19 protein-coding genes and 1 pseudogene are annotated in these 25,639 nt (G+C 68.2%); 15 read left to right on the plus strand and 5 right to left on the minus strand.

Features of this window, described 5'->3' with window-relative positions; translation table 11 throughout:
• The first annotated feature begins 454 nt into the window (after nt 1-454).
• The 8 genes from AC2A1K_RS30015 (at nt 455) to AC2A1K_RS30050 (ending at nt 11,549) form a co-directional block, all read left to right on the plus strand.
• Complete coding sequence (locus AC2A1K_RS30015; RefSeq protein WP_483900016.1) at nt 455-1,558, plus strand: cytochrome P450; 1,104 nt, start codon at nt 455-457, stop codon at nt 1,556-1,558.
• Nucleotides 1,559-1,782: 224 nt separating this feature from the next.
• Nucleotides 1,783-4,653 (plus strand): non-ribosomal peptide synthetase, encoded by a 2,871-nt coding sequence (locus AC2A1K_RS30020; RefSeq protein ID WP_483900017.1) that lies wholly within the window; start codon nt 1,783-1,785, stop codon nt 4,651-4,653.
• A complete protein-coding gene (locus AC2A1K_RS30025) occupies nt 4,653-5,396 on the plus strand; it encodes a thioesterase II family protein (protein WP_483900018.1) in 744 nt (247 codons plus the stop codon). The genes AC2A1K_RS30020 and AC2A1K_RS30025 overlap by 1 nt, the downstream gene beginning before the upstream one ends.
• 56 nt (nt 5,397-5,452) lie before the next feature.
• Nucleotides 5,453-6,829 carry an enoyl-CoA hydratase/isomerase family protein gene (locus AC2A1K_RS30030; RefSeq protein ID WP_483900019.1) on the plus strand — a complete coding sequence of 459 codons (1,377 nt, stop codon included), beginning with the start codon at nt 5,453-5,455 and terminating at the stop codon, nt 6,827-6,829.
• Complete coding sequence (locus tag AC2A1K_RS30035; RefSeq protein WP_483900020.1) at nt 6,829-7,917, plus strand: branched-chain amino acid aminotransferase; 1,089 nt, start codon at nt 6,829-6,831, stop codon at nt 7,915-7,917. The genes AC2A1K_RS30030 and AC2A1K_RS30035 overlap by 1 nt, the downstream gene beginning before the upstream one ends.
• 172 nt (nt 7,918-8,089) lie before the next feature.
• On the plus strand, nt 8,090-9,184 hold the full coding sequence (locus AC2A1K_RS30040) for a thiamine pyrophosphate-dependent enzyme (protein ID WP_483900021.1): 1,095 nt from the start codon (nt 8,090-8,092) through the stop codon (nt 9,182-9,184).
• 41 nt (nt 9,185-9,225) lie between these two features.
• Nucleotides 9,226-10,191 carry an alpha-ketoacid dehydrogenase subunit beta gene (locus tag AC2A1K_RS30045; RefSeq protein WP_483900033.1) on the plus strand — a complete coding sequence of 322 codons (966 nt, stop codon included), beginning with the start codon at nt 9,226-9,228 and terminating at the stop codon, nt 10,189-10,191.
• Nucleotides 10,188-11,549 carry a dihydrolipoamide acetyltransferase family protein gene (locus AC2A1K_RS30050; RefSeq protein ID WP_483900022.1) on the plus strand — a complete coding sequence of 454 codons (1,362 nt, stop codon included), beginning with the start codon at nt 10,188-10,190 and terminating at the stop codon, nt 11,547-11,549. Before AC2A1K_RS30045 ends, AC2A1K_RS30050 begins: the two co-directional genes overlap by 4 nt.
• 242 nt (nt 11,550-11,791) lie before the next feature.
• Here AC2A1K_RS30050 and AC2A1K_RS30055 read toward each other — a convergent pair.
• The 4 genes and pseudogenes from AC2A1K_RS30055 to AC2A1K_RS30070 form a co-directional block, all read right to left on the minus strand.
• A pseudogene (locus AC2A1K_RS30055) lies at nt 11,792-12,080 on the minus strand (transposase family protein); the annotation flags it as partial.
• A gap of 1,503 nt (nt 12,081-13,583) precedes the next feature.
• Nucleotides 13,584-14,978 carry a hypothetical protein gene (locus AC2A1K_RS30060; protein ID WP_483900023.1) on the minus strand — a complete coding sequence of 465 codons (1,395 nt, stop codon included), beginning with the start codon at nt 14,976-14,978 and terminating at the stop codon, nt 13,584-13,586.
• 94 nt (nt 14,979-15,072) lie between these two features.
• The gene (locus AC2A1K_RS30065) at nt 15,073-15,393 is read right to left on the minus strand and encodes a hypothetical protein (protein ID WP_483900024.1); all 321 of its coding nucleotides are present in this window, start codon (nt 15,391-15,393) and stop codon (nt 15,073-15,075) included.
• 479 nt (nt 15,394-15,872) lie between these two features.
• On the minus strand, nt 15,873-17,213 hold the full coding sequence (locus AC2A1K_RS30070) for an NsdA family TPR-like regulatory protein (protein ID WP_483900025.1): 1,341 nt from the start codon (nt 17,211-17,213) through the stop codon (nt 15,873-15,875).
• Between the two features lie 193 nt (nt 17,214-17,406).
• Here AC2A1K_RS30070 and AC2A1K_RS30075 point away from each other — a divergent pair, with 193 nt between their 5' ends.
• The 7 genes from AC2A1K_RS30075 to AC2A1K_RS30105 all read left to right on the plus strand — a co-directional run bounded on the left by AC2A1K_RS30075 (nt 17,407) and on the right by AC2A1K_RS30105 (nt 24,094).
• Nucleotides 17,407-17,727: a hypothetical protein gene (locus AC2A1K_RS30075; RefSeq protein ID WP_483900026.1), complete on the plus strand. Its 321-nt coding sequence runs from the start codon at nt 17,407-17,409 to the stop codon at nt 17,725-17,727.
• A 507-nt stretch (nt 17,728-18,234) separates the two neighbouring features.
• Nucleotides 18,235-20,277: a hypothetical protein gene (locus AC2A1K_RS30080; protein WP_483900027.1), complete on the plus strand. Its 2,043-nt coding sequence runs from the start codon at nt 18,235-18,237 to the stop codon at nt 20,275-20,277.
• A gap of 917 nt (nt 20,278-21,194) precedes the next feature.
• Nucleotides 21,195-21,566 (plus strand): hypothetical protein, encoded by a 372-nt coding sequence (locus AC2A1K_RS30085; protein WP_483900028.1) that lies wholly within the window; start codon nt 21,195-21,197, stop codon nt 21,564-21,566.
• 56 nt (nt 21,567-21,622) lie between these two features.
• Nucleotides 21,623-21,895 (plus strand): hypothetical protein, encoded by a 273-nt coding sequence (locus AC2A1K_RS30090; protein ID WP_483898217.1) that lies wholly within the window; start codon nt 21,623-21,625, stop codon nt 21,893-21,895.
• Between the two features lie 331 nt (nt 21,896-22,226).
• The gene (locus tag AC2A1K_RS30095; RefSeq protein ID WP_483900029.1) at nt 22,227-22,550 is read left to right on the plus strand and encodes a type VII secretion target; all 324 of its coding nucleotides are present in this window, start codon (nt 22,227-22,229) and stop codon (nt 22,548-22,550) included.
• 11 nt (nt 22,551-22,561) lie between these two features.
• Nucleotides 22,562-23,542, plus strand: a complete 981-nt coding sequence (locus AC2A1K_RS30100; RefSeq protein WP_483900030.1) for a hypothetical protein — start codon at nt 22,562-22,564, stop codon at nt 23,540-23,542.
• 27 nt (nt 23,543-23,569) lie between these two features.
• Complete coding sequence (locus AC2A1K_RS30105) at nt 23,570-24,094, plus strand: hypothetical protein (protein WP_483900031.1); 525 nt, start codon at nt 23,570-23,572, stop codon at nt 24,092-24,094.
• A 922-nt stretch (nt 24,095-25,016) separates the two neighbouring features.
• Here the strand turns inward: AC2A1K_RS30105 and AC2A1K_RS30110 are convergent.
• Nucleotides 25,017-25,639, minus strand: a 623-nt coding sequence (locus tag AC2A1K_RS30110) for a hypothetical protein (RefSeq protein WP_483900032.1), incomplete at its 5' end; no start/stop codon positions are given.

The raw sequence follows: 25,639 nt of genomic DNA on the forward strand, positions 1-25,639 counted from the left end.
ATGTACGTTTACCTGGCATCCTCTTGCATGCTGGTAGATCTACTTGCTACCGTTAGCAGAAGCATCGATGTTTGATCTCGCAAGCGGCGCCGGTTGTGATCGGGCGTGTGTGTTCGAAGTATCGCGGTGGCGCCCGGACAGTGACGATCAAGATTTGTTTTAAGGCGTGCGGTGCCGTCGACTTCGACCAGGGGAGTCTATCGATGTCTGCTGGATCGTGTGCAGCGGAAACACCTGGGCAGGGCTGAGGATGCGAATATCCTCAGGGAGCCGGCGGGCAGGCGGGGATTTCGATCTAGAATCTGTCGACCTTGCCGATCCACACTTCTTCGGTCTCGGGGACCCGCATCCGGTGTGGACATGGTTGCGTGAAAGAGAACCTGCTAAACGGCAGTGTCCGCGGGCCTCGGCGCCGGAGTTCTGGGTCGTCACGCGCTACGAGGACGTAGCTCGCGTGCTCGGTCGGCACGATGAGTTCACGGCGGCGCAGGGTAACATTCTCACGACATTGGGACAGATCGACATCGCGGGCGACAGGATGCTCGCGGTCACCGATCCTCCGTTGCACGCTCGACTTAAAGCGCCTCTGGCTTCCCGATTGAGCAAGGTCGCTGTCCGCCAGTTCGAACCGGCGCTGCGCGAGCTCGCCCGGCGTGTCCTAGCCCCGGGCGTTAGCCCGGAACCTTGGGACTTCGCGGCTCAAGCAGCGTTCTATCCAATTGGGATAGCCGGAATGCTCCTGGGGATTCCGGAGTCTTCGTGGGCCGGACTCAAGAGTTCCACGTACGCGGCGGTCGCCGAGTCGGACCCCGACTACTCAGAAGTGGGCAAGGCGCGGAATGCAGTCTTGGGCAAAGCTCATTCAGAGATCTTCCTGTACTTCCACTCGGAGTTGGTGCGGCCCGGTCGAGCCGAAGCGGATGACCTCATCGGCGCTCTCCTTCGTGCGACGTGGGACAGCTCGGCGCTCACCCGCGAGGAGGTGATCCTTAACGCCTACAGCCTTCTAATCGGCGCGACGGTCACAACCTCGCACGTAGCCAGCGCAGGGCTGCTCGCGCTGCTCGAGAACCCGGCCGAGCACGCCAGGTGGCTGGAGACGGAGGACACGCCGTCACTGGTGGAGGAGATCCTGCGCTGGGCTTCCCCCGCGAATCACGCCCTCCGGCACACGACGTTGGACGTGCGGATGCACGACACGACGATCGACGCGGGCCGAGCGGTCACCGCCTGGCTGGGATCCGCCAACCGGGACGAGAGGGTGTTCCACGACCCCTTCCGGTTCTCCGTCGGCCGCCGACCCAACCGCCATATAGCGTTCGGAGTGGGGGCGCATCGTTGCATCGGCGCGCACGTGGCACGGCTCGCTCTGACCGTCCTGTTCGAGGAGGTCGCACGGAACTTCGAGCGGATCGACCTTGCGGGGGAACCGCGCCACCTGCATTCGACCTTCATCGCGGGGATCAAGAACCTTCCAGTGCGGACCGTGCCGAAAGCCGACGCCGCCACGCTGCGCGAACAGCGACCGCTCGGCCCGATCACCTGGGACGCCCGGTGACGGCAACGTCCCGCCCCGCGCGCGGGGCACCCGGACCCGGCTCCGCCGCCACGTCGCTTCCCGCCCACCACGTCGTGCGATGCCTGCGGCTCGACGGAGACTTCGACACCGGGATAGCCCGAGCGGCTCTGCGGCTGCTCATCGACCGACATGCGGTGCTGCGCGCGGTCCTTCCCCCCCATCCAGGTGTGACAGCACCGCAGCCCGCTCCGCCAGGCTCGTTCGTGGCGGACCTCACCGAGATGGAGGTGGCGCGAGTCGCGGCGGCGGACCATGCCGCCCACGCGGCGGCCGAGCCGTTCGACCTCGCGCGCGGCCCGTTGCTTAGGATGCGCGTGCTGCGGATCGCTGATACCGAGAGGCTCGTCGTTGCCGTCGCGCACCGGCTGGTACTCGATCCTGCGGCGCTCGACGACCTCCTAGTCGAGCACGCTCTCACCTGCACCGCGCTGCGGGAGGCGTCGACGGCCCCCGTCGGCGGCGGCACGGAACCGGAGTGGCCCACCACAGAGGAGTGCGCCGCCGCGCAGCAGCACCGCCTCGCGCAGCTGGCAGCCCTTCCCGTCCTCGACCTGCCGACCGACCACCCACGCGGGCCGCGGGCGGCCCGGGTTGGCGCCGTCGAACCCCTCGCTCTGCCATCGGGCATCGGGCAGCGGCTGCGCGACGTGCGCGGCGTGCCCGACGATCCGGCCGTCCTGTGTACCGGGGTGGCAGCGCTTGTCGCTCGCCTCACCGCCGAGCGCGACGTCCCGCTGCTAGTGCCCGTCCGGCCGGCCGCATCCTGGCCCGGCGCGCCGATCGACCGGCCGGAGACCGACGCCGTGGTCACGGTCGCGCTCGGCGGGCGGCAGACCGTGCGGGATGTGACCGAACAGGTCGGGAACAAGCTCGCACAGGCACAGGCACAGGCGCACGCCGGAGTCCTCCCGCACGGAGTCCTCCCGCCGGGCTCGCTCACCGACGCGGCCGGGGGGAGCGGCGACCCGGGACGACAGCCGATACCGGTGCAGGTGGCCGTCAGGAGGCGCACCGCCATGGTCCCGGCCTACCCGGGGGCGTCCTGCACAATGGTCAACTTTTCGCTGGGTACCGCCGCGCGGGACCTGTCCTTCACCGTCGATCTCCGGGGCGACGGGGCGGACGGGGTACTCGAGTACGACGGCGGCCTGTTCGAGCCGGTCACAGCGCGGCGGATCGTGCGGCGGCTGGAGTACGTCCTCACCGCGGCCCTGGACGACCCCGGGGCCCCCGTGACGGCGCTCAACGCGCTTCCGCCCGACGAGCGCGCCCTCGTGGTGTCGGGATGGAACCGCACCGAGCGGGCCTTTCCCCACGACCGCACCGCTGCGTCGCTGTTCGAGGAGCAGGTCGACCGGGATCCCGGCGTAGTCGCCGTAGAGCACGGGGACACGCGGCTCACCTACGGCGAGCTGAACGGGCGGGCCAACCGGCTGGCCCACCGATTGATCGCACACGGTGTCGGCCCCGACGTCCCCGTCGGCATCTGCTTGCCGGGCTCGATCGACACTGTGGTGTGCCTCCTCGCCGTGCTCAAGGCCGGCGGGGCTTACCTCCCTCTCGATCCCGGACACCCTTCGCGGCGGCTGGTCTACGTCGTCGAGGACGCCGGGGCCCGCGTCGTCCTCACCGACGACGCGCACGCGCGCACGTTCTCGACGACGGCCGCCAGCGTAATCGACCTCGACGAGCCGGACGGGTCGGCTGGCGTGTATCCCGCGACCGACCCCGTGGTAGCGACCACGGCTGAACACCTCGCCTACATCATCTACACGTCGGGTTCCACGGGCTCTCCCAAGGGCGTCGCCGTCTCGCACCGGGCCCTGAGCCGGCTGGTGAAAGGCGCGGACTACGCGCGGCTCGGGCCTGGTGAGGTGCACCTGCAGCTCTCGCCGCTCTCCTTCGACGCCTCGCTCCTGGAGCTGTGGGGATCGCTGCTGAACGGCGGCACCCTGGTGCTGCCCCCATCGGGGCTGCCGTTCCCCGACCTCCTAGAGGCCGCGCTGCGCCGGCACCACATCACGGTCCTGTTGCTTGTCTCCCCCCAGCTCCACCTCGCCGCCGAGCACTTCCCCGAAGCACTGGGCCGGGTCCCGCAGCTGTTCGTAGGGGGAGACGTGCTCTCCCCGAGCAGCGCCGCAGGCTTGCTGCCGTACCTGGGCGAGTCACGTCTCACCCATGTCTACGGCCCCACCGAGTGCACCCTGTTCGCCACAGCGAAGCCAATCGACACCGTGGACACCACCAGGCCCACCGTCCCGCTCGGCGGGCCGATCGCCAACACCCGGACCTATGTTCTCGACGAGGACCTCGCGCCGCTGCCCGTCGGCGTCCCCGGTGACCTGTGGCTCGGTGGTGACGGCCTGGCGCGCGGGTACCTCGGCCGGCCCGGTCTCACCGCCGAGCACTACCTAGCCGATCCTTTCGGGCCGCCTGGCGGCCGGATCTACCGGACCGGCGACCTCGCCCGCTGGCTGCCGAATGGCGACCTCGAGTTCCTCGGGCGCGTCGACAACCAGATCAAGATTCGCGGCTATCGGATCGAACTGGGCGAGGTCGACGCCGCGCTGGCCGCGCATCCCGACGTGCGGGCGGTGGCCACCGTCGTCCGCGACGACTCGCCCGGCGGCCGCGCCATCGCCGCCTACCTGGTGGGGGACAACCGTCCGCGCGACGCAGAACTGCGGGAGCATATGGCCTCCCGGGTACCGCCCTACATGATTCCGGCGGCCTTCGTCTGGCTCGACCGGATACCACTCAGTGTGAACGGCAAGGTCGACCGGGACCGCTTGCCACTGCCCGAGTTCGGCAGGGAAGCCCGCCGGCCCGCGACGGCGCGCACGTCGCTGGAGGAACGCGTGCTCGAGATACTGGCTGCCACGCTCGGACTCGACGTCGTCGGCCCCGAGGATGACTTCTTCGAGCTGGGAGGAAACTCGCTGCTCCTGGTCGATCTCTTCACTCGCCTCGAGGAGCTGGCGCCAGCCGGTGGGCTAAACCTCGTCGACCTACTCGAAAACCGCACTGGAGCCCGAATCGCCGCGCTGCTGGAACCCCCGGGGGGTGACGCGTGATGCGCACCGCGACGCCCTGGGTCCTCGACCACGTCGAGCGGGACGACGCCGTGCGGCTGTTCTGCTTCCCCCACGCCGGAAGTGGTGCGAGCGTGTTCACCCCCTGGCGCTCCGCGCTCCCACCCTCGCTGGAACTCTGCCCTGTCCAGCTCCCGGGACGGGAGAACCGGATCAGCGAGCCGATGCCTGACACCCTCGTCGAACTCGCCGACGGGGCAACCCTGGCACTGCTCCCGCTCCTCCGGCCGCCGTACCTGCTATTCGGGCACAGCTTCGGCGGGCTGCTGGCCTATGCGGTCGCCCGGAATCTCCACGCGCTGGGCCACCCGCTGCCTTCGGCACTACTGATCTCGGGCGCCCGCCCACCGCAGTTGCCCGCCGAGGTCTCCCACCACACGCTGTCGGACAATGAGCTCGTGGCGTTCCTGCGCGCCACCAACGGGGTGCCGGAACCCCTCCTTCGCCACGAGGAACTGGTCCGCCGCCTGCTGGCGGTCCTCCGCACCGATCTGAGGATCGCGGCCGAGTACCGGCCGGCGCCGAACGAGCCGCTGCCGTGCGACATCCAGATCCTTGCCGCCGAAGACGACCCGGTGGTCCCGCACACCGTGATGGAGGGCTGGCGGGAGTATACAAGCGGGCCGTTCCACGTACAGCGAGCGGCGGGTGACCACTACGCGGCGTACGACCCCGCGGGTGACCTGTTCGACACGGTCATACGCACAGGGCGAGCCCCGTCGTGACGGCCACCCGAGCAGGTGTCCTGCACCGCCCGAACACCACGAGGAGGCGACCCAGCGTGGACACACCTGTGTCGATGCGTGCACCGGAACGGCGCATGCTCGGGGCACCCCGCTTCGGTGATGACCGTGCTGGGGACGTCGGACGGCTCGGCGACTACGTCGAAGCGTGCGAGGAACGGGCCTCCGCTCTCCCAGATCGCGCGGAGCGCTCGCCCGCGCAACAGGAGGAGGCGGCGCTGATCGATCGATCGGCCCGGCGGACGCGGCACGAGTTTCTGGAACGCCACCTCACCGGCCTCTACGACGAGCTCACGGCAAACCGCAGCCGCGTGGTCAGGCTCGACGAGCTGGTGTTCGCGGCGGCCGATCGCGTCCCGGGGCTCGTCCCCACGCGATCGCAGATCGCGGCGGACCGCCAGAGACCCCAGGCCGAGAAGTCCTCGGGCGAGGTGGACCAGGGGGTCTTCTTCGCGTACGTGCTGCGACAGCGCGATGCCGGCGAGCACTTAATGCGCTCGATGCTGGCCCCCACGCCGCGGGCGCTGGCCCTGCTCCCGGAATTCCGTCGGACCGGCCGTCTGGACCTGGGGCAGGCCATCGTCCACCGGGACGGCAGCGTAGCCGAGGTGACCATCTGCAATCAGCATGTTCTCAACGCCGAGGACGACGCGGTGGTCGAAGCGCTGGAGACCGCCGTGGACCTGGCACTACTCGACGACACGGTGTCCGTGGGCGTGCTGCGTGGCAGCACACTGACCCACCCTCGATACGACGGCCGACGTGCGTTCGGTGCCGGGATCAATCTCACGCATCTCTACGAAGGGAAGATCACCTTCGTTGACTTCATGCTCCGCCGAGAGCTCGGTTACATCCGTAAGCTTGTGCACGGCCTCGCCCACGGCTCCACCAACACCCTGCTCGACCTGCCGGGAGGTAAACCGTGGATCGGCGTAGTCGAGACCTTCGCGATCGGCGGTGCCACGCAAGTCGCACTCGTTCTCGACCGCGTTGTCGCGGCGTCTGACTCCTACTTCTCGCTGCCCGCTCTCACCGAAGGCATTATCCCTGGCGCGGCGAACCTGCGGTTGGGCCGTCTGGTCGGACGGCGAATGGCTCAGCGCCTGATCTTCTTCGATGAGCGGGTCGCTGCGGCGAGCCCCGAGGCTGGCGCGCTGTGCGATGAGGTGCACCCTCCAGAGCTGGTTGGCCGGGCGGTGCATGTCGCCGCCGAGCGGCTGGCGGACCCAGCCGTCCCGGGAAACCGCCGCATGCTCCACATCGCGGAAGAGTCCGACGATCTCTTCCGTGCGTACATGAGCCGCTACGCACTGGAGCAGGCCGACCGGATGCACCGCCCCGACATGGTCGCCAAACTCCAACGCACCTGGACCGACCGGCGAGCGTCTGCTGGGACCCCCGGGCGGCGGTTCTGATGGACTCCGCGTTCCCCTTGGCGCGCACGACGCGCCCAGCATCCGAAGCCGAACGTTCGGCAGCGCTCGCCGCACCGGGCTTCGGCAGGTACTTCACCGATCACATGGCATCGGCCACTTGGACGCCGGAGGACGGTTGGCACGGCCGGCAGGTCGGCCCGCTCGAGCCGTTCGCCCTTCACCCGGGCGCGGCGGTGCTCCACTACGCTCAGGAGATCTTCGAGGGATTGAAGGCGTACCGGCACCCGGATGGCGTCGTCCGGCTATTCCGGCCCGAATGCAACGCCCGCCGCTTTGCTCGGTCCGCGGAACGGATGTGCCTCCCGCCGCTTGCCGAGGAGGACTTCCTCGCGAGCGTCAAGGCTTTGGTCAGAGCAGACGAGCCCTGGGTGCCGGAGGCGAGTGGTGAGCGCAGCCTCTACCTACGCCCCTTCATGTTCGCCGCCGAGACCTTCCTCGGTGTCCGACCGGCCGAACGGGTCATCTACTGCGTCATCGCATGTCCAGCGCAACCATACTTCCCGTCGGGCTCTGACGGCGTGGTCCTCTGGATGACCACCTCCTACACGCGCGCAGGCAAGGGAGGCACCGGCGCCGTCAAGTGCGGTGGCAACTACGGCGCGAGCCTCGCCCCGCAGGTCGAAGCAGATCGGCATGGTTGTGACCAAGTGCTCTACCTGGACGGCGTCGATGAGGAGGCGTGCATCGAGGAGTCGGGAGCCATGAACCTTTTCCTGGTGACCGCCCGCGGCGAGTTGATCACCCCGGCATTGGGCACCATCCTGGCGGGCGTCACCCGTGACACAGTCCTGACGCTCGCCCCCGAGTTCGATCTCACCCCGGTCGAGCGACCCGTCCCGATCGCTGAACTGAGGGCGAGTATCGCAGACGGGAGTATCACGGAGATCTTCGCGGCGGGAACTGCCGCAGTGCTCGCTCCCGTTACTGAGATCAGGGGTCAGGGATTCACGTTAAAGGTCAACGGCGGTGAGCCGGGGCCACGGACCAGAGCACTCCGTGCCCATGTGCTCGGCATCCAATGTGGAGATATTGAGGATACGCATAGCTGGCTGCGACAGCTCGAGTGACCACACGACGGTTGGCAAAGTGAACAATGTCCCTGGCCCAGGAGTATGGCTGACGTACCAAGATCGTTACACGCGTTGACGATCGTAGTGAGCACGCGAACCGCCGCGAGACCACGGGGGCAATGTCGACCGCGCATACAAGTCGCTATCAAGTTCGGTTGGAGTGATATGCATGAGCGAGCTCATGCCGGCCGCGCCCAGCACGACTATCCGAATGCTCAATGAAGAGGGCCGCCTGGTCGCTCCGGAGGTCGACGATACTCCCGGGCCGGCGGCGTTGCGGGAGATCTATCGGCAGCTCGTTGCCGCGCGCCGTCTTAACGAGCAAGCGGGAGCTCTCGTACGACAGGGCCGGCTGGCGGTGTATCCCTCTTCGAGAGGCCAGGAGGCGTGCCAGGTGGCGTGCGCGCGGGTGCTAGACGCAGACGACTGGCTATTTCCCACATACCGCGACACCGCGGCGATTGTGGCGCGCGGAGTAGACCCCGTCGAGGTCCTCAGCATGCTGTGCGGGAATTGGCACTGCGGCTACGATCCGATACTCACCCGGGTCGCCCCGCAGGCGACGCCACTCGCGACCCAATTATTGCACGCCGTGGGCTTTGCCCAAGCTGCACGGTTCAAGGGTGATGACACGGTCGTTATGGCGCTTTGTGGCGACGGGGCGACCAGCGAAGGCGACTTCCACGAGGCCTGCAATTTCGCCGCCGTGTTCTGCGCGCCGGTGATCTTTCTCGTGCAGAATAACAAGTACGCGATATCCGTGCCCCTGGCTCGCCAGTCGGCTGCTCCCTCACTCGCCAGCAAAGCTGCCGGCTACGGCATGCCGGGAATCCTGGTTGACGGGAACGACCCGGTAGCACTCGATGTCGTCTTGCGTAACGCCGTCGAGCGGGCACGTCTCGGTCACGGCCCGACCCTAGTCGAGGCTGACACCTACCGGATCGAAGCACACACGAACGCCGACGACGCCACTCGTTATCGGAGTGACGCCGAGGTGGCAACATGGGCCGCGCGCGACCCCTTGGTGCGGTTGCGCCGTTACCTACGCGAGCGAGAGTTGATCGACGACGGCCTTGAGGCCAGCGTGGCAGACGAGGCGGAGTCCATGGCGGCCGCCGTACGGACCGGGCTGGGGGCGGATGCTTCCACCAATCCCGAGGAGCTGTTCGACCACCTCTACGAGATCACTCCCGTTGCACTGCTCAAGCAGCGGCTCGCGTTACGCGAGGAGCTGGATTTCGACGACGCCGCGGAGGCCCCGTGACCACCTTCGAGGCATCCTCAGTCGGGACAGCGACGCTGACGATGGCGGCCGCAATCAATACAGCGCTCGGCGATGCGATGGCTGTCGACGAGCGTGTCGTCGTGTTCGGGGAGGACGTTGGGACGCTCGGCGGGGTCTTCCGCGTCACGGACGGACTTGCCGATCGGTTCGGTCACCAGCGTTGTTTCGACACACCGCTGGCCGAGTCGGGTATCGTCGGAACGGCTGTCGGAATGGCAATGAACGGTCTGCGGCCGGTCGTTGAAATGCAGTTCGACGCATTCGCGCTCCCGGCCTTCGAACAGGTCGTCAGCCATGTGGCGAAGTTTGCCAATCGTACCCGTGGACGGATGCGACTGCCGATGGTCATCCGCATCCCCTACGCCGGCGGCATCGGAGGGGTAGAACACCACTGCGACTCCTCCGAGGCCTACTACGCTCATACGCCCGGTTTGACCGTGCTCACCCCCGCCACCAACGCTGACGCCTACGGTCTCCTGCGCGCCGCTATCAGTAATCCTGATCCGGTCATCTTCTTCGAACCCAAGAAGAGCTACTTCCACCGTGAAACGGTCGATCTCGATGCCGACGTGCCGCCCATTGGGCGCGCGGTGCTTCGTCGACCTGGAAACGACGCCACCCTCATCGCCTACGGCCCGTCGGTGCCGGTCGCGCTGGCGGCCGCTGATCACGCCGCCGAGGAGGGGCGCGACGTCGGGGTGTTGGATCTGCGCTCGATCGTGCCGTTCGACGACGAGACGGTCTGCGCCGAGGTGCTGAGGACGGGCCGCGCTGTCGTGGTCGCCGAAGCTCCGGGTTTCGCCTCGGTCGCCGCCGAAGTTGCCGCGCGCGTCGGCGAACGGTGCTTCCACCACCTCGAGGCGCCGATACGCCGTGTCACGGGCTTTGACGTGCCCTACCCGCCACCGAAGCTTGAGACGTACTACCTGCCCGGGATCGATCGAGTACTCGATGCCCTCGAGACGTTGCAATGGGAGCCGGCGTGAGAAGCGAGACCCTGACGCTACCGGACCTCGGCGAGGGTCTAACCGAGGCCGAACTCGTCCGCTGGCTGGTCAGTGTAGGCGACACCGTCACGATCGACTCCGCCGTAGCCGAGGTCGAGACGGCGAAGGCCACAGTCGAAGTCCCCTCACCATTCGCCGGCACCGTCACCGAACTGCACGGGCGGGAGGGCCAGACGATACCCGTCGGTGCTCCGTTGCTAAGCGTCTTGCCGGACGCTCCCCTTGCAAGCCAGCCCGACGGGCGCGAGGCTCCCCAGCGGACGCTCGTGGGCTTCGGCACCAGCCAGACCGTCGCCGGCCGCCGTCGCGCCAGACGCGACAGGGACAGCTCATCTCAACCTGTCTCGACCACAGCACGTGCCGCGGACGACCGGCCCGCCGCGAACCGCGCGGGTGTGCTTTCTCCGAGGGTCCGGGCACTGGCTCGTCACTTAGAGCTCGACCTCGGGACGATCGAAGGTACGGGCCCTGAAGGACTCATAACGGAGGGCGACGTCGAGGCCGCGGGAGCGGCCAGGGCCGGCAGCTCCACCTCTGTGCAATCGCCCGCCTTCACCCCGCCGCCCGGCGTCGAGTCGGCTTCTCCGTCCCCGGAGCCGGTGCAAGACGGTGAAACGGCGGCTGGCACCGACAGCCGAACCGGGCTCTCTATCGGGGCCCGAGTAGCACTGAGCGGTCTGCGCGGCACCGTTGCAGAAAATGTCGGACGCAGTCGCCGAGAGATCCCGGATGCCACCACCTGGGTCGATGTCGACGCGACACCACTCATCGAGCTGCTGGCACGTCTTAAGGCGGCAGGACGTTCACTCCGCCTTACGGGATTCCTTGCCCGATTTGTTGTCGCAGGTCTTACCCGGTTCCCAGAGCTCAACGCCCGCGTCGACGTCGAGAAGAATGAGATCCTTCATCTCGACGGAGTCAATCTGGGGATTGCGATCCAGACACACGGCGGACTCATGGTCCCTGCCGTCTGCAATGCCCACCGCCTCGGACTAAGTTGTCTGCAGAACGAGATAGGACGCCTCGTAGCCTCCGCCCACAATGGCACGCTCAATAGGCAAGAGCTCACATCGAGCTCGTTCACTCTAAACAACTACGGTGTCCTTGGTGTCGACGGAAGCGCTGCGATTATTAACTACCCTGAAGTTGCCATCCTCGGAGTCGGGCGGGTCCTTTCGCGACCTTGGATCGTCGACCGGGCGATCGTGGCTCGCGATATTGTCCAGCTCTCCCTAGTATTCGATCACCGCGTCTGTGACGGCAACACGGCAGGCGGTTTCCTGCGCTATGTGGCCGACGCCATCGAGGATCCAACGATGGCGCTCGCCGAACTCTGATCTCCTCCGGAGGAGCACTCAAGCGTCGTCGGCGACATGGTCGGCGAATTGGTGAGCGGCGACGATTGAGCGGTAGGCGGTCCCGCGTGGGTGTGTAGCCGGCTTTGGGAATCTGTGCAGCTGACTTCGAGAAGCGACAGCCGATCCCGACCTCACCGCACAGCGCCCCGGCCAGATCGTCATCGGCGACAAGCACTACTACGGCCGCGGGTTCGAGGCCACCGTCGCCGGCGTCGGGCGCCAAGGGTGCACAGCAGGTGCAAGCGCAGCCCCCAGAAGAACCGCGAGTGGCTGGCGCAGTAGCCGTACTCGGCCCATCCGGCCAGCTCCGAGCGCAACGCGGCCTCGGAGCGGGTGCATTCCACCAGCGTCGAGTCGACCACCCAAACATCGTCGGCCCACAAGCTGGTCTCTCGGGCCAGCGTCCCGACCAGCCAGCCGATGGTGACCCCGAGACGACGTAGCCGCTTGTCCTATCCGGGCTGCTGGGGGCAGGTACCGGAACAGGTGGCGCAGGTGAGCGCGGCAATGCAGATCAGCGTCCACGTGAGCCTCCTGCTCATCGTTTGGGTAGCAACGCTGATCTTGGGCACCCTCCACTTCATCGCATCGACGCCTCGCCGAGCCCGCCCCCTGGAATCGATCATCTAGACCATCCGTGGAGTGCCCAGGCGGACTCCTGATCAACTTTGATCTTGAGACGGGTACGCCGCGCCCGGGTCGAGACCTAGCCGGTCTCGTACTGCGAGTCCACCGCGGCATGTCATTCCCACAGCCGAAACCCTTCGAGTTGCACGGCCCGACCGAGCTATAGACGCCCGGGGGTTCCCGCTGCCGACGGCTCTTGGCCCGACGACCAGAAACGTAACCGGGTTTGCCGCGGTGCGGGCTGACTCGTACAAACGATCTACAGTGAGCGGAACGAAAGTCAGTTAGAACAGTGTACCCTTCGCATTCGCCGCCCCGGGCTGCTGCTCTTCCCCTCGGACTTGGGGGTGCGACAGCGCGCGTTCGACGGGCCCTGGCAGCCCAATCTGCCCCCGCAAAAACGAGGCCACGAGTCGAATCGCCTTCTCCGACTCTTCATCAATCCCCACCTTCTCACGAACTGGCGTGCTGGCTTCCCGTCTGCGTACCAGACGTTCGAACAGAAGGAGGTCGACTTCTCGTGGTAGCCGTGCCGCCGTGCTTGGATTGGCGGCTAACCTACGAACAAGCTCGACGAGAGGTTCAGCGTAGTCGGGAGGCGTCGGCAGGAAAGCACCCATTGCTGTTGCCTTAAGCTCAGGAGGAGCGTTGGTTGCAGTCATGAGGCGGGCAATATATTCATCCACTCGCTCCGCTAGACGCCGCATGGCGTAGGCAGGTAGGTCGCCGGCGGCGAGTCTATCGAGAACGACCTCTCGGAATTCCACTGAGCCCATTGAGTTCGCGTAACCGCAAAGCAGCCCAAGCTGAAGCGCCAAGATTGCAATCGCCTCGGCGTAGAGCCAGCGAACAACCTGCACGGACTCTTGGTCGGAGTCAGCTGGCCACGACGACTGAAGCTGGCGGAGAAGCCCTAGAGTGCGTTTCGTGGCGTCGAACGGCTGAAGAAACCAACCTCGGACCGGAGAAACCAGAAGGCGCGTTCTAGTTCGGCCTCCCCCTTCAAGTGTCTTTGAATCCGCCGAATAAGGAGTGCAATGGTTTCGCCTTGCGATCCCGTGTCAGCGACAGGGCCAATCCGCAGGCGATGCTCCCTAGCCGTGAGATCATCGACGTGCTGTATGACTACGCCTAACGACCGCGCAAACTCTCTAGTACCGGCCGTCGCCCTGAAAGCCGTGGTCACTTCTGCTCCTTCAGCCCCGACGAGCTCTCGAAGGCCTCTTGCCCATAAGGCGCGGTCGATCGGCCGCGGAGTATTGTTCGACTTTCCACCTTTGACCTCGCCAATGTATTTGTGACTTGCGAGCGCTTGGTCAAGACTTAAAGCAAGTATGTCGAGATCCGTGACTGTAGAAACGTCGTCGCCGAACTTGTGCTGAAGGTCTACTCCGCGGCGCACGAAGTAGCCGTCCCAGAACCACGCCTGAGCGACACGCACCTCAAGCTGGCCTCCGGCATCAAGTCCAGGGGTCGTCTCGGCGGGCGGCACGTTGCATCTCCTCTCGGAGTTCGAGCACTGACGCGACTACAAGTTCGTTTGCCTCGCCGCCGCCAGTGAGGGGCCCGCGGTTCGCTTCCGGCGTGGAGAAGGTAGCAGGTGCCTGATTTAGCTTGATGCTCTCGACCCCCACTCTGGTCTGTAATTCGCTTGATCCACTCTAGCGCGGCCGCAGCAATCTCAGGCTTCACCAAGTCCAGGTAGGCCCGGTCACCCGACGGTTGAACGGCAACCACGCCGGCAGCCTCAAGCAGGTGATAGTCCGTGCCGATGTTGGTAGCTGGGCCAACTCTCCCCCGCTTTATCAGCCGGTCGACTAATATCGTCGGGTCGATCACGCGCCCGTATCCCGCGAGAGCCTTCTCGTGTCCGAATAGGATATGCGCTACAAAGAGCTTACGTTGGTGGAACGCCTCGGTAGTCGAGAGCTGGTTATCCTCGGCCTCTAGGAGCGGTGAAAAGGCGTAAGTGGAACGGCCTCCCGAGGCGGAATGAACCGTTGCACTCTGGATGAGACCTGCGTTCCGGGCGCTCTTGATGATCTCAGGCGAGGCTTGAAGCCTTGAGATGGCCAATCCCGGAGTGTCAAGGACCTGTCTGCTCATTCCGAGAAGTGCGTCTCGCTCGTTGGGTGGCAGGTTCTCGAGGAAACTGGCCAACTTTACTTGCTTTGTGCCCCATACGTAGGGACTGAAAATTACTGCTTCATTGAGATCGACGGATTGGACTTCCTGATTGATCCCGACGGTACGCGAAAGAGAAAGCGCGCGTTCAGCTTCCTCTCCAGAGAAGCCCCTCGCGACGATTTGCGAGAGGTGCTGAGTGCGGCTCAACGGTGCTAGGGCTGCAATCTCAACGGAGTGCAGAAAGGCTAGATCAGAACGCTGTGGCCCTAGGAGCCGAAGGACGTGGACGGTCTGTTCAATCACGGTTGCGGAAACTCCGACGAACTCCTCGACGCCGGTGATCTGCCCCATTTGTCCGGTTGAGTAGTCGATTATGTCTGCCTGCTTGAGTACGGGCAAGACGCTATTCTTCAGCTCAATTGCGCCCAGTCCGGCGAAAGTCGCATAGCGACGAAGCAGAGCTTCCGTTAGTGGAACGAACTGATTGTGCCCCTGCAGTCTAGTTGCAAAGTCCATGGCCCGCCCGGTGAGGAGCAGTGTTTCGACCTCGGCCCTGACCAGTGGAGCTGTAATCCATTGTTCGTGCTGGTGTACGAAAATGATAGCTCGCCCGAGTCTCTTTGCGTCATCGTCGCCCTCGCTCGCTGCGCTCAAAGCCCCCACCTGAAAAGTTCGTTCCGCCTATGCCGCCGGACGGAGACTTATCGCGACAGGGTCTGCCTACAGTACAAAGTCTCAAGTAGTTCACTCAGATGGCGCAACGATAGCGGCGCCTTGCCTGGCCCGCGCCCACCGGTTCTGCCTCATCGCTGGTCAACCACACCGTCACCGTGCCGTACCCGAGATCGACCGCTTCGATCTTGATGTAGACGGTGTCCGTGTCGTCCGTGGCGAGTTGAGTAACGGTTGCAGCGTCGTCTCCACCGTAAACAGTGGTGGAGATGCCGTGATGGAACCGGACTGGGCCGTCGTCCGCAGCGACCATCGTCCTTTCGGGAACGCACCATCGGTGTCGCCTGCAGTCCTCCTTGGTGGGCTTGGTCAGCGGACCGCTCCTGCTGGTGGTCATGGCGCTGCTCCCCAGGTTCCACACGCAACACGTAACGAGCAAGAATGGCCTGACCGAGCAGACTGAGCATGCACGGGTGGACCGGGATGAACGGGTATCGATGATGCTCGTCCTGAGTTAGCGGTTGCTGTCGACGGCGAGGCCGCCCGCGAGATCGGTGTCGCTCGTCGGACCCTGGCAGCGTGGGCCGCCGACGGCACCGTGCGCCCGGTCCTGCACACCGCTGGAGGCCTCGACCGCTGGGAGCTTGAGGACTACCTCGTGACCGTGGAGCGGGTCGAGAGTCAACAGGTCGAGCGTTGGGCTTTAAGAGCGTTCCGGGGTGGCCGTGCGTTGTCTTGCGCGGCCTACGTCGACATGAACAAGATCAGCGGGCGGGCCCACGGCTTCGTGGGCAGCTTTCGGTCACACCACAGCGCCTGACCCGCGGCGGCCCGCTGAGGTCGACGACGTGAACGACGCTCCTCGCGACATCACGCTCATCGGCCCTGCGATGCGAGCCGGTCGAAGAATTCGGCGACCTGGGGTGTCGTGGCGTGTCGGCGGAGTCGGTCTTCGAGCATGGTGAGGCGGGTGTCGCTGCGGGCTGAGGCGGTGGTGCTGGTGAGGTCGAGGACGCGTGTGGCGAGGGTGGCGGCGTGGTCGATGTCGCCGGTCATGGTGTGGGCTTCGGCGAGCCAGGACAGGTAGAGGGCGGACTCGCGGGCGCGGTGTTCGTCGTAGCCGTCGAGGACGTGGGTCAGCAGTGGGATGCCGCGGTGGGGGTCGCCGAGTTCGACGTAGCAGCGTCCGGCCATGACGGTGATCTCGTCGGGGTCGAGCCAGTAGGTCCATTCGGGTTCGTCGCCGTCGCGGCGCTGGTCGAACGCGGTCTCGACGGCGGCGAGGGCGCGTTCGGTGCCGGGCCGGTCGCCGGCGCGGGCGTGGGCCCAGGCGACGCGTTCGCCGAGTAGGGCTCGGACCGTGGCGGGGGCGTCGGGTGCGCCGCGGAGCGCGGAGCGGGCGAGCAGCACCGCACGGTGGGGGTCGGTGGAGTTGGCTTGCTGGTAGGACAGCGTGGAGATCAGGTTCGCGGCGGTGGCGCGGTCTGCGGCGGCGTGCGCGGCGTGGACCCCGGCGAGCAGGCAGCGCGCGGCGACGTCGGGGGAGCCGGCGTCGGCGACGACCCATCCGGCGAGTTGGGCGAGTTCGGCGACGGCGCCGAGCAGTGAGCGCCCGACCTGGTCGGTGTAAGCGCCTTCGCGCAGGACGGCGACGGTCGCGGCGACTTCGCGTTCGACCAGGGGACGTAGGTCGCGTCCGGCCACGTAGTCGTCCACCCGACGAAGTTGGGCCACGCGGCGGGTGATGGTCTCCGCGGTGCTGGCGCCGATACGGCGTCCGGCGTCGAGGGCGACGGTCTGCGGGGAGTCGGTGACCATCCACTCGTGCACGAGGCGCCGCGCGTCGTCGGCGCCCAGCGCACGGTCTCCGCTGCGAGCGTCGTCGAGCATGTCGGCCAGCATCCGCGCGTCGTCGAGAGTCCACACATCAGCGAGAGAGGGCTCACGGCCGGCCGGATGGTCCGGCTCTGAGACGGGAGCCGATCGGCGGGGTTCTGCGTCCCGCCACGCAGTCAGCAGGGTCCCGGCCGCGCCGAGCGCGTCGTCGAGGCTGGCGGCGACGGAATGCGAGGGCCAGCGCTGGCCATGCTCGACGCGGTGCAAGTAGCCACGCGACACCGCCGCGTCGCGGGCAACCATCGAGCGTGACCGGTCAGGGTCGGCGTTGAGAAGGGCCCGCAGGTACTCGGCGAAGCCGGGCCGCGCGTCATCGGTCATCTCCCCGCCCTTTTCGCCAACGGCCAAGTGTTGCCCGGTGTTGCCTATCGTTGTTGCCCCCGACGTTGGCGACACCGACAGTCTCCCGCCCGCGAGGGTGGAACACCACCGTGACCGGGGTGTACGCGATCGCGCCGGTAGAGCGCCGACGGCCCGGAGGCGGGCGCCACCGTCCAGACACCGTGGCCCGGCCGTGGTCGATGCGCGCGGAGCCCAGCAGGCGCGCGCGCTGGGGTGGGCGGGTGTGGTTCGCGCGGGTCCGCGGGTGGTGGATCCGGTGAGGTATCACCTGCATGCGCGACTGTTCGAAGGGCCGCTGAGCGAACCCACGCGCAACGAGTTGCAGTCCGAGGAGTCGGACGAGTTTCCCGCGGTCGCGGAGATCGCCGGACGGCTCGCCGGCGCCGGGTTCGCAGTGTGGATCTACGAACACGGGCCGGTGCCGATGTCCAACGGTGAGGGCGCCTACCGGGTCATCGCCGAGTGGCGCCCCGACGGCCCCCGAGTGCGCTAACAGGCCCGGCCGGGGCACCCGGCCCCCTGAGCCGGTTGTTCCGGCCGTTACGGGTCCCCGTCACGGCGCTACCGGGTTGTAGCGGCCTGATGGGCCGGTGAGCTGGGGTGTAGCGGGTAGCGCCCCGTGACGGCAGGTCTGTCCCTGCCGCGGGTCGGTCCCGGGATCGGCCCGTGTGGTTATTGGGGTGACGGGCCCGTGACGGGTTTCTACGTTTCTGGGTCATGACTGGTTTCGGCAACACCGTGGGTCAGCACACGAGCGCGTTGGGCGTGTCGGGTGTGTCCGTGTCGTGGGTGATCAACGGTGTGACGAGGTGTAGAGGCGATGGTTCGGGAGGGTCGCGGGCGGGACCGCGACGACGAAGACGACGAAGACGACGAACCCGCTGGCGCTGACGGCGCCGCGGACCCTGATCGGTCCCGACGGCGCCGCGCCGATCGGGCACCGCGAGCTGCCGCTCGGGCTGCGCGGTTCCCTGGGATAGCCCGGTCCGGTGGGCGGGGCGTGCGTCGCGGGCTGTGGCCGCGGCTGGTGGTGGCGTGGCTCGCGCTCCTGCGATGGGGTCGTGAGCGGGTGGCGGCGGTGCTGGCGCCGGCTGCGCGGGATGCGGTGGCGTGGCTGGTGTACCGGTCCCCGGGCGCCGCGGCCCGCACGGTCGGGCGAGGCCTGGGCACGCTGGCGCGTCGCGCTCCTGGCGTGGTCTGGCGGCTTGTGGTGGATGTGGTGACCGGCGCCCGGTTCCTGGGTCGGGTTCTGGGCGGGTATGTGTCCGGGTATCGGGATTTCGCGCCGGTGGTGCGGGAGTACCTGGACCGTGACCGGCCCGCCCGCGCGGCCGAGGCACGGGAGGTGTGGCGCCGCACGGTGCTGGCCCGCCTGCTTCTCGTAGTGCTGGCGCTGGGCACGCTCGGGGTGATCGTGGCCGGGGTCGGCGAGCGCTACGGACGACCCGGCCTCTGGGCGGTGGCGCTGGGTGTGCTGGCCGGGATCGGTCGGGCCCGGCGCCGCCGCGCCGACCCCCCGCGTCTGACCGCCGGCCCAGAGCCCGGCCCCGAGGCCGCGGAGGAGGGGGCGCCGTTCCCGATCGCGGATGCCCGCACCCGCGGTGAAGCGGTCGACGCGGTGACCCGCGCCCTGTCCGCGGAAGGAATCGCCCTGCGCTCTGCCGGTGAAGCCTCCCGGGAGCGCTGGGGCTGGACGGTGCCGGTGGTGCTGCGCACGGGCACCCCGGACACGATCGCGGCGCGCACCGAGCGCCTGGAAACCCACCTGGATCTGCCCGCCGGGGCCGTGCTGGCCTCCCCCGACCGGACCCGCCGCGCGCGGGTGGTGCTGCGCCTGGCCGAACGCGACCCATTCACCACCCTGCCGCCACTGCCGACCCGCCCGCCGGGTTCCGCGACGATCGGAGAGCGGGCGGTGATCGGCGCGCGGATCGACGGGGCGCCGCTGGCGGTGCCGCTGCTCGGCGTGCACGCCGTGGTGATCGGATCCTCCGGGGCGGGGAAGTCCGGAACCCTGGCCGTGATCGCCGAGGTGCTGACCGCCTGCCGGGACGTGGTGGTGTGGGATCTCGACCCGGCCGGGTTCGGGCTGGACGCCCACGCCCCCGCTCTCGGGCGCATCGAGCGGGACCCGGCCGGGATCACCGACGCGCTGGGCGACGCGGTCGCGCTCGCTCGCGCGCGGCCGCGGCTACTCGGTGGGCTGTCCACGGATGCGGCGTGGGCGCCGACCCGGGAGCGGCCGGCGCTGGTGGTGATCGTCGATGAGTACCCGTCCCTGCCCGAACCGGCGAAGGCCGCGGCGGTGGCGCTGCTGCGGATCGGGCGCAAGGCGCGGGTGACGCTGATCCTGGCCGCGACCGAGGCCACCTCCGACGCGCTGGGGGCGGCGGTGGCGGAGTCCGCGGGGCTCAAGGTGCTCCACGCCTGCCGTCACTCCGATGTGCGGCTGGTGCTGGGCCCGGCCATGGCCGCCGAAGGGTGGCGCCCGGACCGGCTGCACCCAGCCACCGCCGACGACCCCGGCGATGTCGGGCGGGCGTTCGTGGCCACCGCCGGTCTGCACGACCCGCTGGTGTCCAAGGTCGCCTACCTCGACCCCACCGACGCCCGGGAACGCGCCCTGGCCCGCGCCGCAGCGGGACGGCCCCGCCTCGACACCGCCTCCTGGGCCGCCGCCCGCGACGTGCGCGCCGCAGACGCGGACGGCGCCGGTCGAGCGGGAGGAGCCCGTCCCGGACGCGTTGGCGCCACCGCTGCCGCCGACACCACCAAAGTCCTGGGTGCCGAGGGGATGGGTGCTGAAGGGGTCGGGCGGTTCGCGGCCGATCTGCGGGCCGCATTCGGTGACGACGAGCGCGTCGCCTCCGCCGACCTGCTCACGCGGCTCGCCGCCGTCGCACCCGCCCGGTACGGGATGTGGCGCACCGAGGATCTGGCCGACGCGCTACGCCCCTACGGCGTGGCGCCCGTCCAGGCCCGCATCGAAGGCCGTGTCCGTCGCGGTTACCACCGCGACACCGTGCTCGCCGCCCTGCGCTGAACCGAGCACACCGGCGCGGCCCGAGCGGGGTGGGGGGGTGGGGGGGGGGGCCGCCCCCCCCCCCCCCCCCCCCCCCCCCTCCACCTCCCGCGAACTCGTGCCTCGGGCGATCCAGAGGGCGGACAGGCCCCGCGGACACAGCTCGGAGGCACCCGGGCGCCGGGCGGGGAGCGACGACCCCGCGGTCAGCACGCCCATAACCAGCGCAGCTTGTGACCAGCCCAGCTTGTGAACCCATTGACGACGACCACCGGTGAGGCCCGGAGAGGAGGAAAAGGCCCGACATGGCGACCGACGACACGGCAACCGACGACGAAGCCACCGACGACGAAGCCACCGGCGATGACACCGCGGCGGCGGGCACGGTCCCCGCGGCCGTCGATACCGCTGTCGGGGGACCACCCGGCGCTACCCGCTTCGGGGACGCCGATGATGACGGTGCGCGGCGTGCGCTGCTGCGCCGCGCCGTCTGCGACGCTCCTGTGCCGTCCCCGTCCGCGGCTCGACGGATCTACGCGCTGCTCTACCGCGGGCGACCCGCCAGCTCCCGCGGGGCGTCGGGTCCCCGGAACCGGCGGCAACAACGGGTCCGGTGCACACCGCAGCCCAGCGTGCGGGGGACACCTCAACCCCGCGGCGGTACCGGCGCCGACCGGTTGCTGCCGAAGCGTGGCCCGCGTGCGTCGCGTCGTCTTTCGCGGTGTGGCTATCGAGTTCTGTCTCACTCGACGTCATTACCGCGCCGATCGCGCTCACGCGCCACGGGGATTTCGCGCGCCCATTTCCAGGAAGATTTCCGCACACTGTCCTAGGTAATCGAAATTCAGGTGCGGGGATCGGCTGGTTCTGTTGATTCTCGTGTCATGACTTCTTACCGAACCCGCGCTATCCGCGGGCTGCCCACCGTCCTGACCGTTGTGCTGCTCACCATCGCCGCACTGACTGTGTCCGCTGTCGTCGGCGTCCCCGCTGCTGTTGGCGCCGAGTCTGTGTCCTGCCCGCGAGGGGGGCCGATCTTTCACCGCGTCCCCGACCTCACCGCCTCTGTGGAGGACATGCCCTTCGCCGACTATTCCTTCGCGACTTGCTGGCCCGAAGACACCGTACGAATCCTCTACGCCGATCCCGGCTCCCGAGGCACCGGGGGATACGCCTGGTACTTCGCCGCGATCGACGGGCCGCGGTGGGGATACCGGGTCGGCTGGATCCGGGGCTACTTCCTGTCCCTGCCACCCGACCTGACCATTCCCGATCGACCCGATCCGCTGCCCGGACCCGGCACCCGATGAACCGTCCCCCAATTCAGTTCCTCACATCCGAGACCTGTGAAGGGAGGTGAATCTCCATGGACTCCGAGATCGGTGGCGTGCCCACCTGGCTGATCGTGGCCGCCCTGGCCGTCGTGGCGGTGGTGTTCCTCGCCTCCGCCATCGGCGCCGGAGGCGCCGGACGCGGACGCCGCCGCGGACGCGGCCGAGGCGGCGGCGTGGCCGGCATCCCCGCCCTGCTCGTGATCGGGCTGCTGCTGGGCGCCACCACCTTCGGCGGCGAAGTCATCCGCACCATCATCGCCACCCTCGTCCGGGCCCTGACCACCATCGGCGACCTGTTCGGCTAACCCGAGGCCATCAACACCCGCGCCACAAGACCGCCCCCTCCGAAAGGGAGACCCACGAGTGCCACAACCTGCCAACCCACGACCCCGCGGGCGGGGCGCGACTACTCCAGACAAGGACGCGCCCCGCCCGCCTTCTTCGTCTCCGGGGCCGAGGGCCGCATCCCCACCGCCCACGTGCGCATGCCGCTAGCACCGGCCTCCCCGCCATCGACCGACGCGGTTCTCGCCGCCCGACCCCACGCCTCCCGACGACCACAAGTCGGAGCCGGACAAGTGCACGACTTCCGCGAAGCGGTACATCCATCCCTGGGCGGCGGGCTAGTTTCTGAGCATGGGTTTCGAGGTGGACTTCCCGACCATCAGGTCGGCCGCCGAGCGGCTCCAGGCCGCCGACCATGAGGCGCGCAGCGTCGGGGTCGAGATGAGCCGCGTGCTCGAGCAGGGCGCCGACGCCGCCGGGGTCCTCGGCGAGTTCCCGAGCGTGCTGGCAGACCTCGCCAGCACGGTGACCCGGCAGGCCGACAAGCTCGCCAACGTCGTCGAAGAGTTGTGGCAGGCGGTCGAGGAGGCCGAGCACGCCTACTACCGCACCGACGACGTCAACGCCGGCGACATCGCCGACGTCGGGTTCGCCGGCCGCGACGGACACCGATAGGGGCAGCGGCGATGTCGATGAACTACGACCTGCCGGTCCAGGCCACCATCCCCGGTGACCCGGCCGCGCTCCGCGCGTCGGCCCGCGCGTTGCTCGACATTGTGGCCGCGCGGGGCCGGCTGGTCGGTGACCACGCCGAGTCCGCCCGCAACCTCGCCGCGCAGGGGTGGCGGGGCGCGGCTGGGGACGCGTTCGGGGCGGCGTCGATGAGCGCTGCGCAGCGCGCCCGTGGCGTCATGCGACAGGTCGAGCACGCCGCCCCCGTGATCCACGGGTTCGCCGACACCCTGGAGCGGCTCCAGCGCGAGTTCGTCGAGATTCAGGGCCGCTACCGCGCACTCACCGACACTCTCCGCGCCACCCCACCAGCCACCGAGCAGGCGGACGCGGCCGGGCGGGACTGGATCGCCGCGCAGGAGCGGATGGTGGCGATCAGAGCCGAGACCGAGCAGGCCAGCAACACCGCCGCCGCCGCGCTGCAACATGTCATCGACGCTCTCGACGTCTACGACAAGGCCGCCGAGCGCATGGCCCTCGCCGTCGTCACCGGTGAGGTCGGCGCCGGGTTCCAGGGCGCCCATCAGGCCGCCCAGACCGTCCTGGGCGACGGCCCCACCGCCACGATGTGGAGAGTCGCCGGGCGTGCCCTCGGCCCCGTCGGCGCCGCGCTCTCACAGGCCGTCGAAGACACCTCCAACCCGAACTACTCCGCCGCCGAGCGGATCGGACGCGCCACTGGGCAGGCGCTCTACAGCGGCGTTCCCGCCACCGCGGCCGGGATCCCCGCCACGTTCGCCGGCGGCGTCCTCGGCTCGGTCGCCGGCCCGCTGGGCACCTTCGCCGGAGGGTTCGCCGCCGGGACCGGCGTCTCCTACGGAGTCAGCACCACCATGCGCAGTCTGCCCATCGCCGACGACGTCGTCGACGCCAGCGGAGAAGCCGCCGACGGGCTCGCCGACACCATCTCTGAGGCTCTTCACCCCGATGACTAGCCACCCTGGACCCGGAGAGTGGTTCCCGTGATCCGCAACCCCATCCACCGCAGCGCCGACACCCTGGTCCTCTACCCGCGCCGCCTCACCGTCGCCTCGCTGCTCGTGATCGGCCTCGCCCTCGGGATCAGCGGACTCATCGGCGTTCTCCACGGCTCCACGCAAGGATGGGAGATCTTCAACGCGATCCTCGGCGCCGTGGTGGTGCTGGGATGGCTGTTCTTCGTCACCTCCGAAAACCCCGTCCTCATCGTCGACACCCGCGGTATCCGCGCTCCGTTGTTCCGCCAACACGAAGTACTCGGCTGGGGGCGAATCGCCAAGGTCCGCCGCGGCGCCACCTGGGCCCAGAACGCCCTCGACATCTACGTCTGGAAAGACCTCGACAACCAAACCGCAGCCGGCGGCGTCAACCCCGTCATCCACATCCCCGCCAGCGCACTGCCCATCAGCGTCAAGAAACTCATCCCGCAGATCGAGAGCTACCGGCCGGGGACCAACCACGAGACGTTCGACTTGTCTGGCCCCGATCCAACGCCTCACAAAGAATGAAGGAGTGGTCGCCGCGCGGAGACCTCAACGTTCTCGCGCTCGCCGACCGGTGGTTCGGGGACCACATCGTCTCGTTCGCCTACACCGGAGGGGACTGCATACACACCTGACAGGCTTCGTCGAGGTCAAACGGATATTCCCGGCAGCCGGCCAGGACCGGTGGAAGCCCCGGCGCACGTTGGTGCGCGCCGGCCTCGGCGCCTGCTCGCTGACCACGCGGTGTGGCCGAGGGCACATTGTGACAGTACGAATCGTCTGCGACGCTCCGGATAGCAGAGCCAGAGCCCCGGAGGCCAGCGTTCTGTTAGGCCAAAGCGGCTACTAGCCGCATTGGTCGGCTGCGATCACGTCTCAGAGGGACCGTGGGCCAGGAGCCCGGTATCGCAGGACGGCAGATTGGCCGCCCGTGACGGCCAGTCTGTCTGGGGTTGGTCGCCACTCGCCCCGCCTAGAACGCTTTCCGCATCGCTCTCTCCCACGTGTGACTCACTGGAAGTATCGAAGGTCGCTGGTCACGGCAACGGCCCTCGCGCAGGACGTGACGCATAAGTGCGTCGGTCCGGCCGAGGCCGTTGTGCTCTCCGCCGGGTCGACAGGGAGCGAAAGGACCAAGCGGTGGACCCGGTATTCGTGAGCGCCGTTGGCACGATCATCGCGACGCTGGTCGGAATCGTGCACCACAAGTTGCGCAACCGTCGTCACGCTATGGACCTGGACTTCTACCGGGACATGGCCGCTGTGCTCGGGGTCGAAGGGCTGGAGGTGGCCTCACGGGCCACGCACCCGACCGTCGCTGCAGCCAACCGATACCAACGGCGACGCGCGGCTCGGAAGCCCCGCAGGCTCCGCCACGTTGGGCCGACCGCTGCGCGTGACACCCCCGCCCGATCAGTGTGATCCAGCGGCATGACCAACGCTGCAGTTAGCGCTCCTGCTTGTCCGGTTGATCGGCGTCACTGTAGGTGTCATGGCGTCGGAGTTCGAACCGTTCGGCGGCGGGGGTGACGCGGGTTCCGCCGCGTTGTTCGACTGGTAGCCGGAGCACGGTGAGGTGTCCGAGGTGTTCGGGAGCGAACAGGTAGCGGGCGAGTTCGCGGCGGGCCGGCAGTGGGGCGTGGTCCCACGAGGTGTGGATGTCTTGGCCGGGTTGGAGCAGTCCGTGTAGGGCTGGTGGGGTGGTGAGTTGTTGTTCGCGGTGTTCGGCGGCGGCGAGCCGGTCGAGCAGTTGGGGTTCGCTGCGTGCGGCGAGCGCGATGGACACGGCGCCCTTTGCGACGGCGTCGGCGAGGTCGTCGAGCCGGGCTCGGATGTCGGCGATCTCGTCGCGCAGCGCGGCGCGTTCGGTGGCGTGTTCACCCTCGCCGTCGCTCGCGGCGTGTAGCGCGGCGTAGACGTCGGGGCGCGACAGGTAGGTGATAATCAGATCTTCGGCGAGGCTGTCGAGGTCGTCGGCATTGAGACGTACGCAGCCGCGGTGGTGGCACCTGTACTGCCGCACACCCCGCTTGTTCGCCGCCGAGAGTGGCCCGTCGCAGGGTCCGCACC

The organism is Actinomycetospora sp. 2LY8.5 (assembly GCF_057180585.1).

Bases quoted from the DNA above. Each gene is read 5' to 3' on its own strand.
- AC2A1K_RS30090 (WP_483898217.1), top strand. From the start codon at position 21,623: ATGGACTCCGAGATCGGTGGCGTGCCCACCTGGCTGATCGTGGCCGCC.
- AC2A1K_RS30100 (WP_483900030.1), top strand. From the start codon at position 22,562: ATGTCGATGAACTACGACCTGCCGGTCCAGGCCACCATCCCCGGTGAC.
- AC2A1K_RS30065 (WP_483900024.1), bottom strand. From the start codon at position 15,393: ATGACCACCAGCAGGAGCGGTCCGCTGACCAAGCCCACCAAGGAGGAC.
- AC2A1K_RS30035 (WP_483900020.1), top strand. From the start codon at position 6,829: ATGGACTCCGCGTTCCCCTTGGCGCGCACGACGCGCCCAGCATCCGAA.
- AC2A1K_RS30040 (WP_483900021.1), top strand. From the start codon at position 8,090: ATGAGCGAGCTCATGCCGGCCGCGCCCAGCACGACTATCCGAATGCTC.
- AC2A1K_RS30045 (WP_483900033.1), top strand. From the start codon at position 9,226: ATGGCGGCCGCAATCAATACAGCGCTCGGCGATGCGATGGCTGTCGAC.
- AC2A1K_RS30025 (WP_483900018.1), top strand. From the start codon at position 4,653: ATGCGCACCGCGACGCCCTGGGTCCTCGACCACGTCGAGCGGGACGAC.
- AC2A1K_RS30095 (WP_483900029.1), top strand. From the start codon at position 22,227: ATGGGTTTCGAGGTGGACTTCCCGACCATCAGGTCGGCCGCCGAGCGG.
- AC2A1K_RS30070 (WP_483900025.1), bottom strand. From the start codon at position 17,213: ATGACCGATGACGCGCGGCCCGGCTTCGCCGAGTACCTGCGGGCCCTT.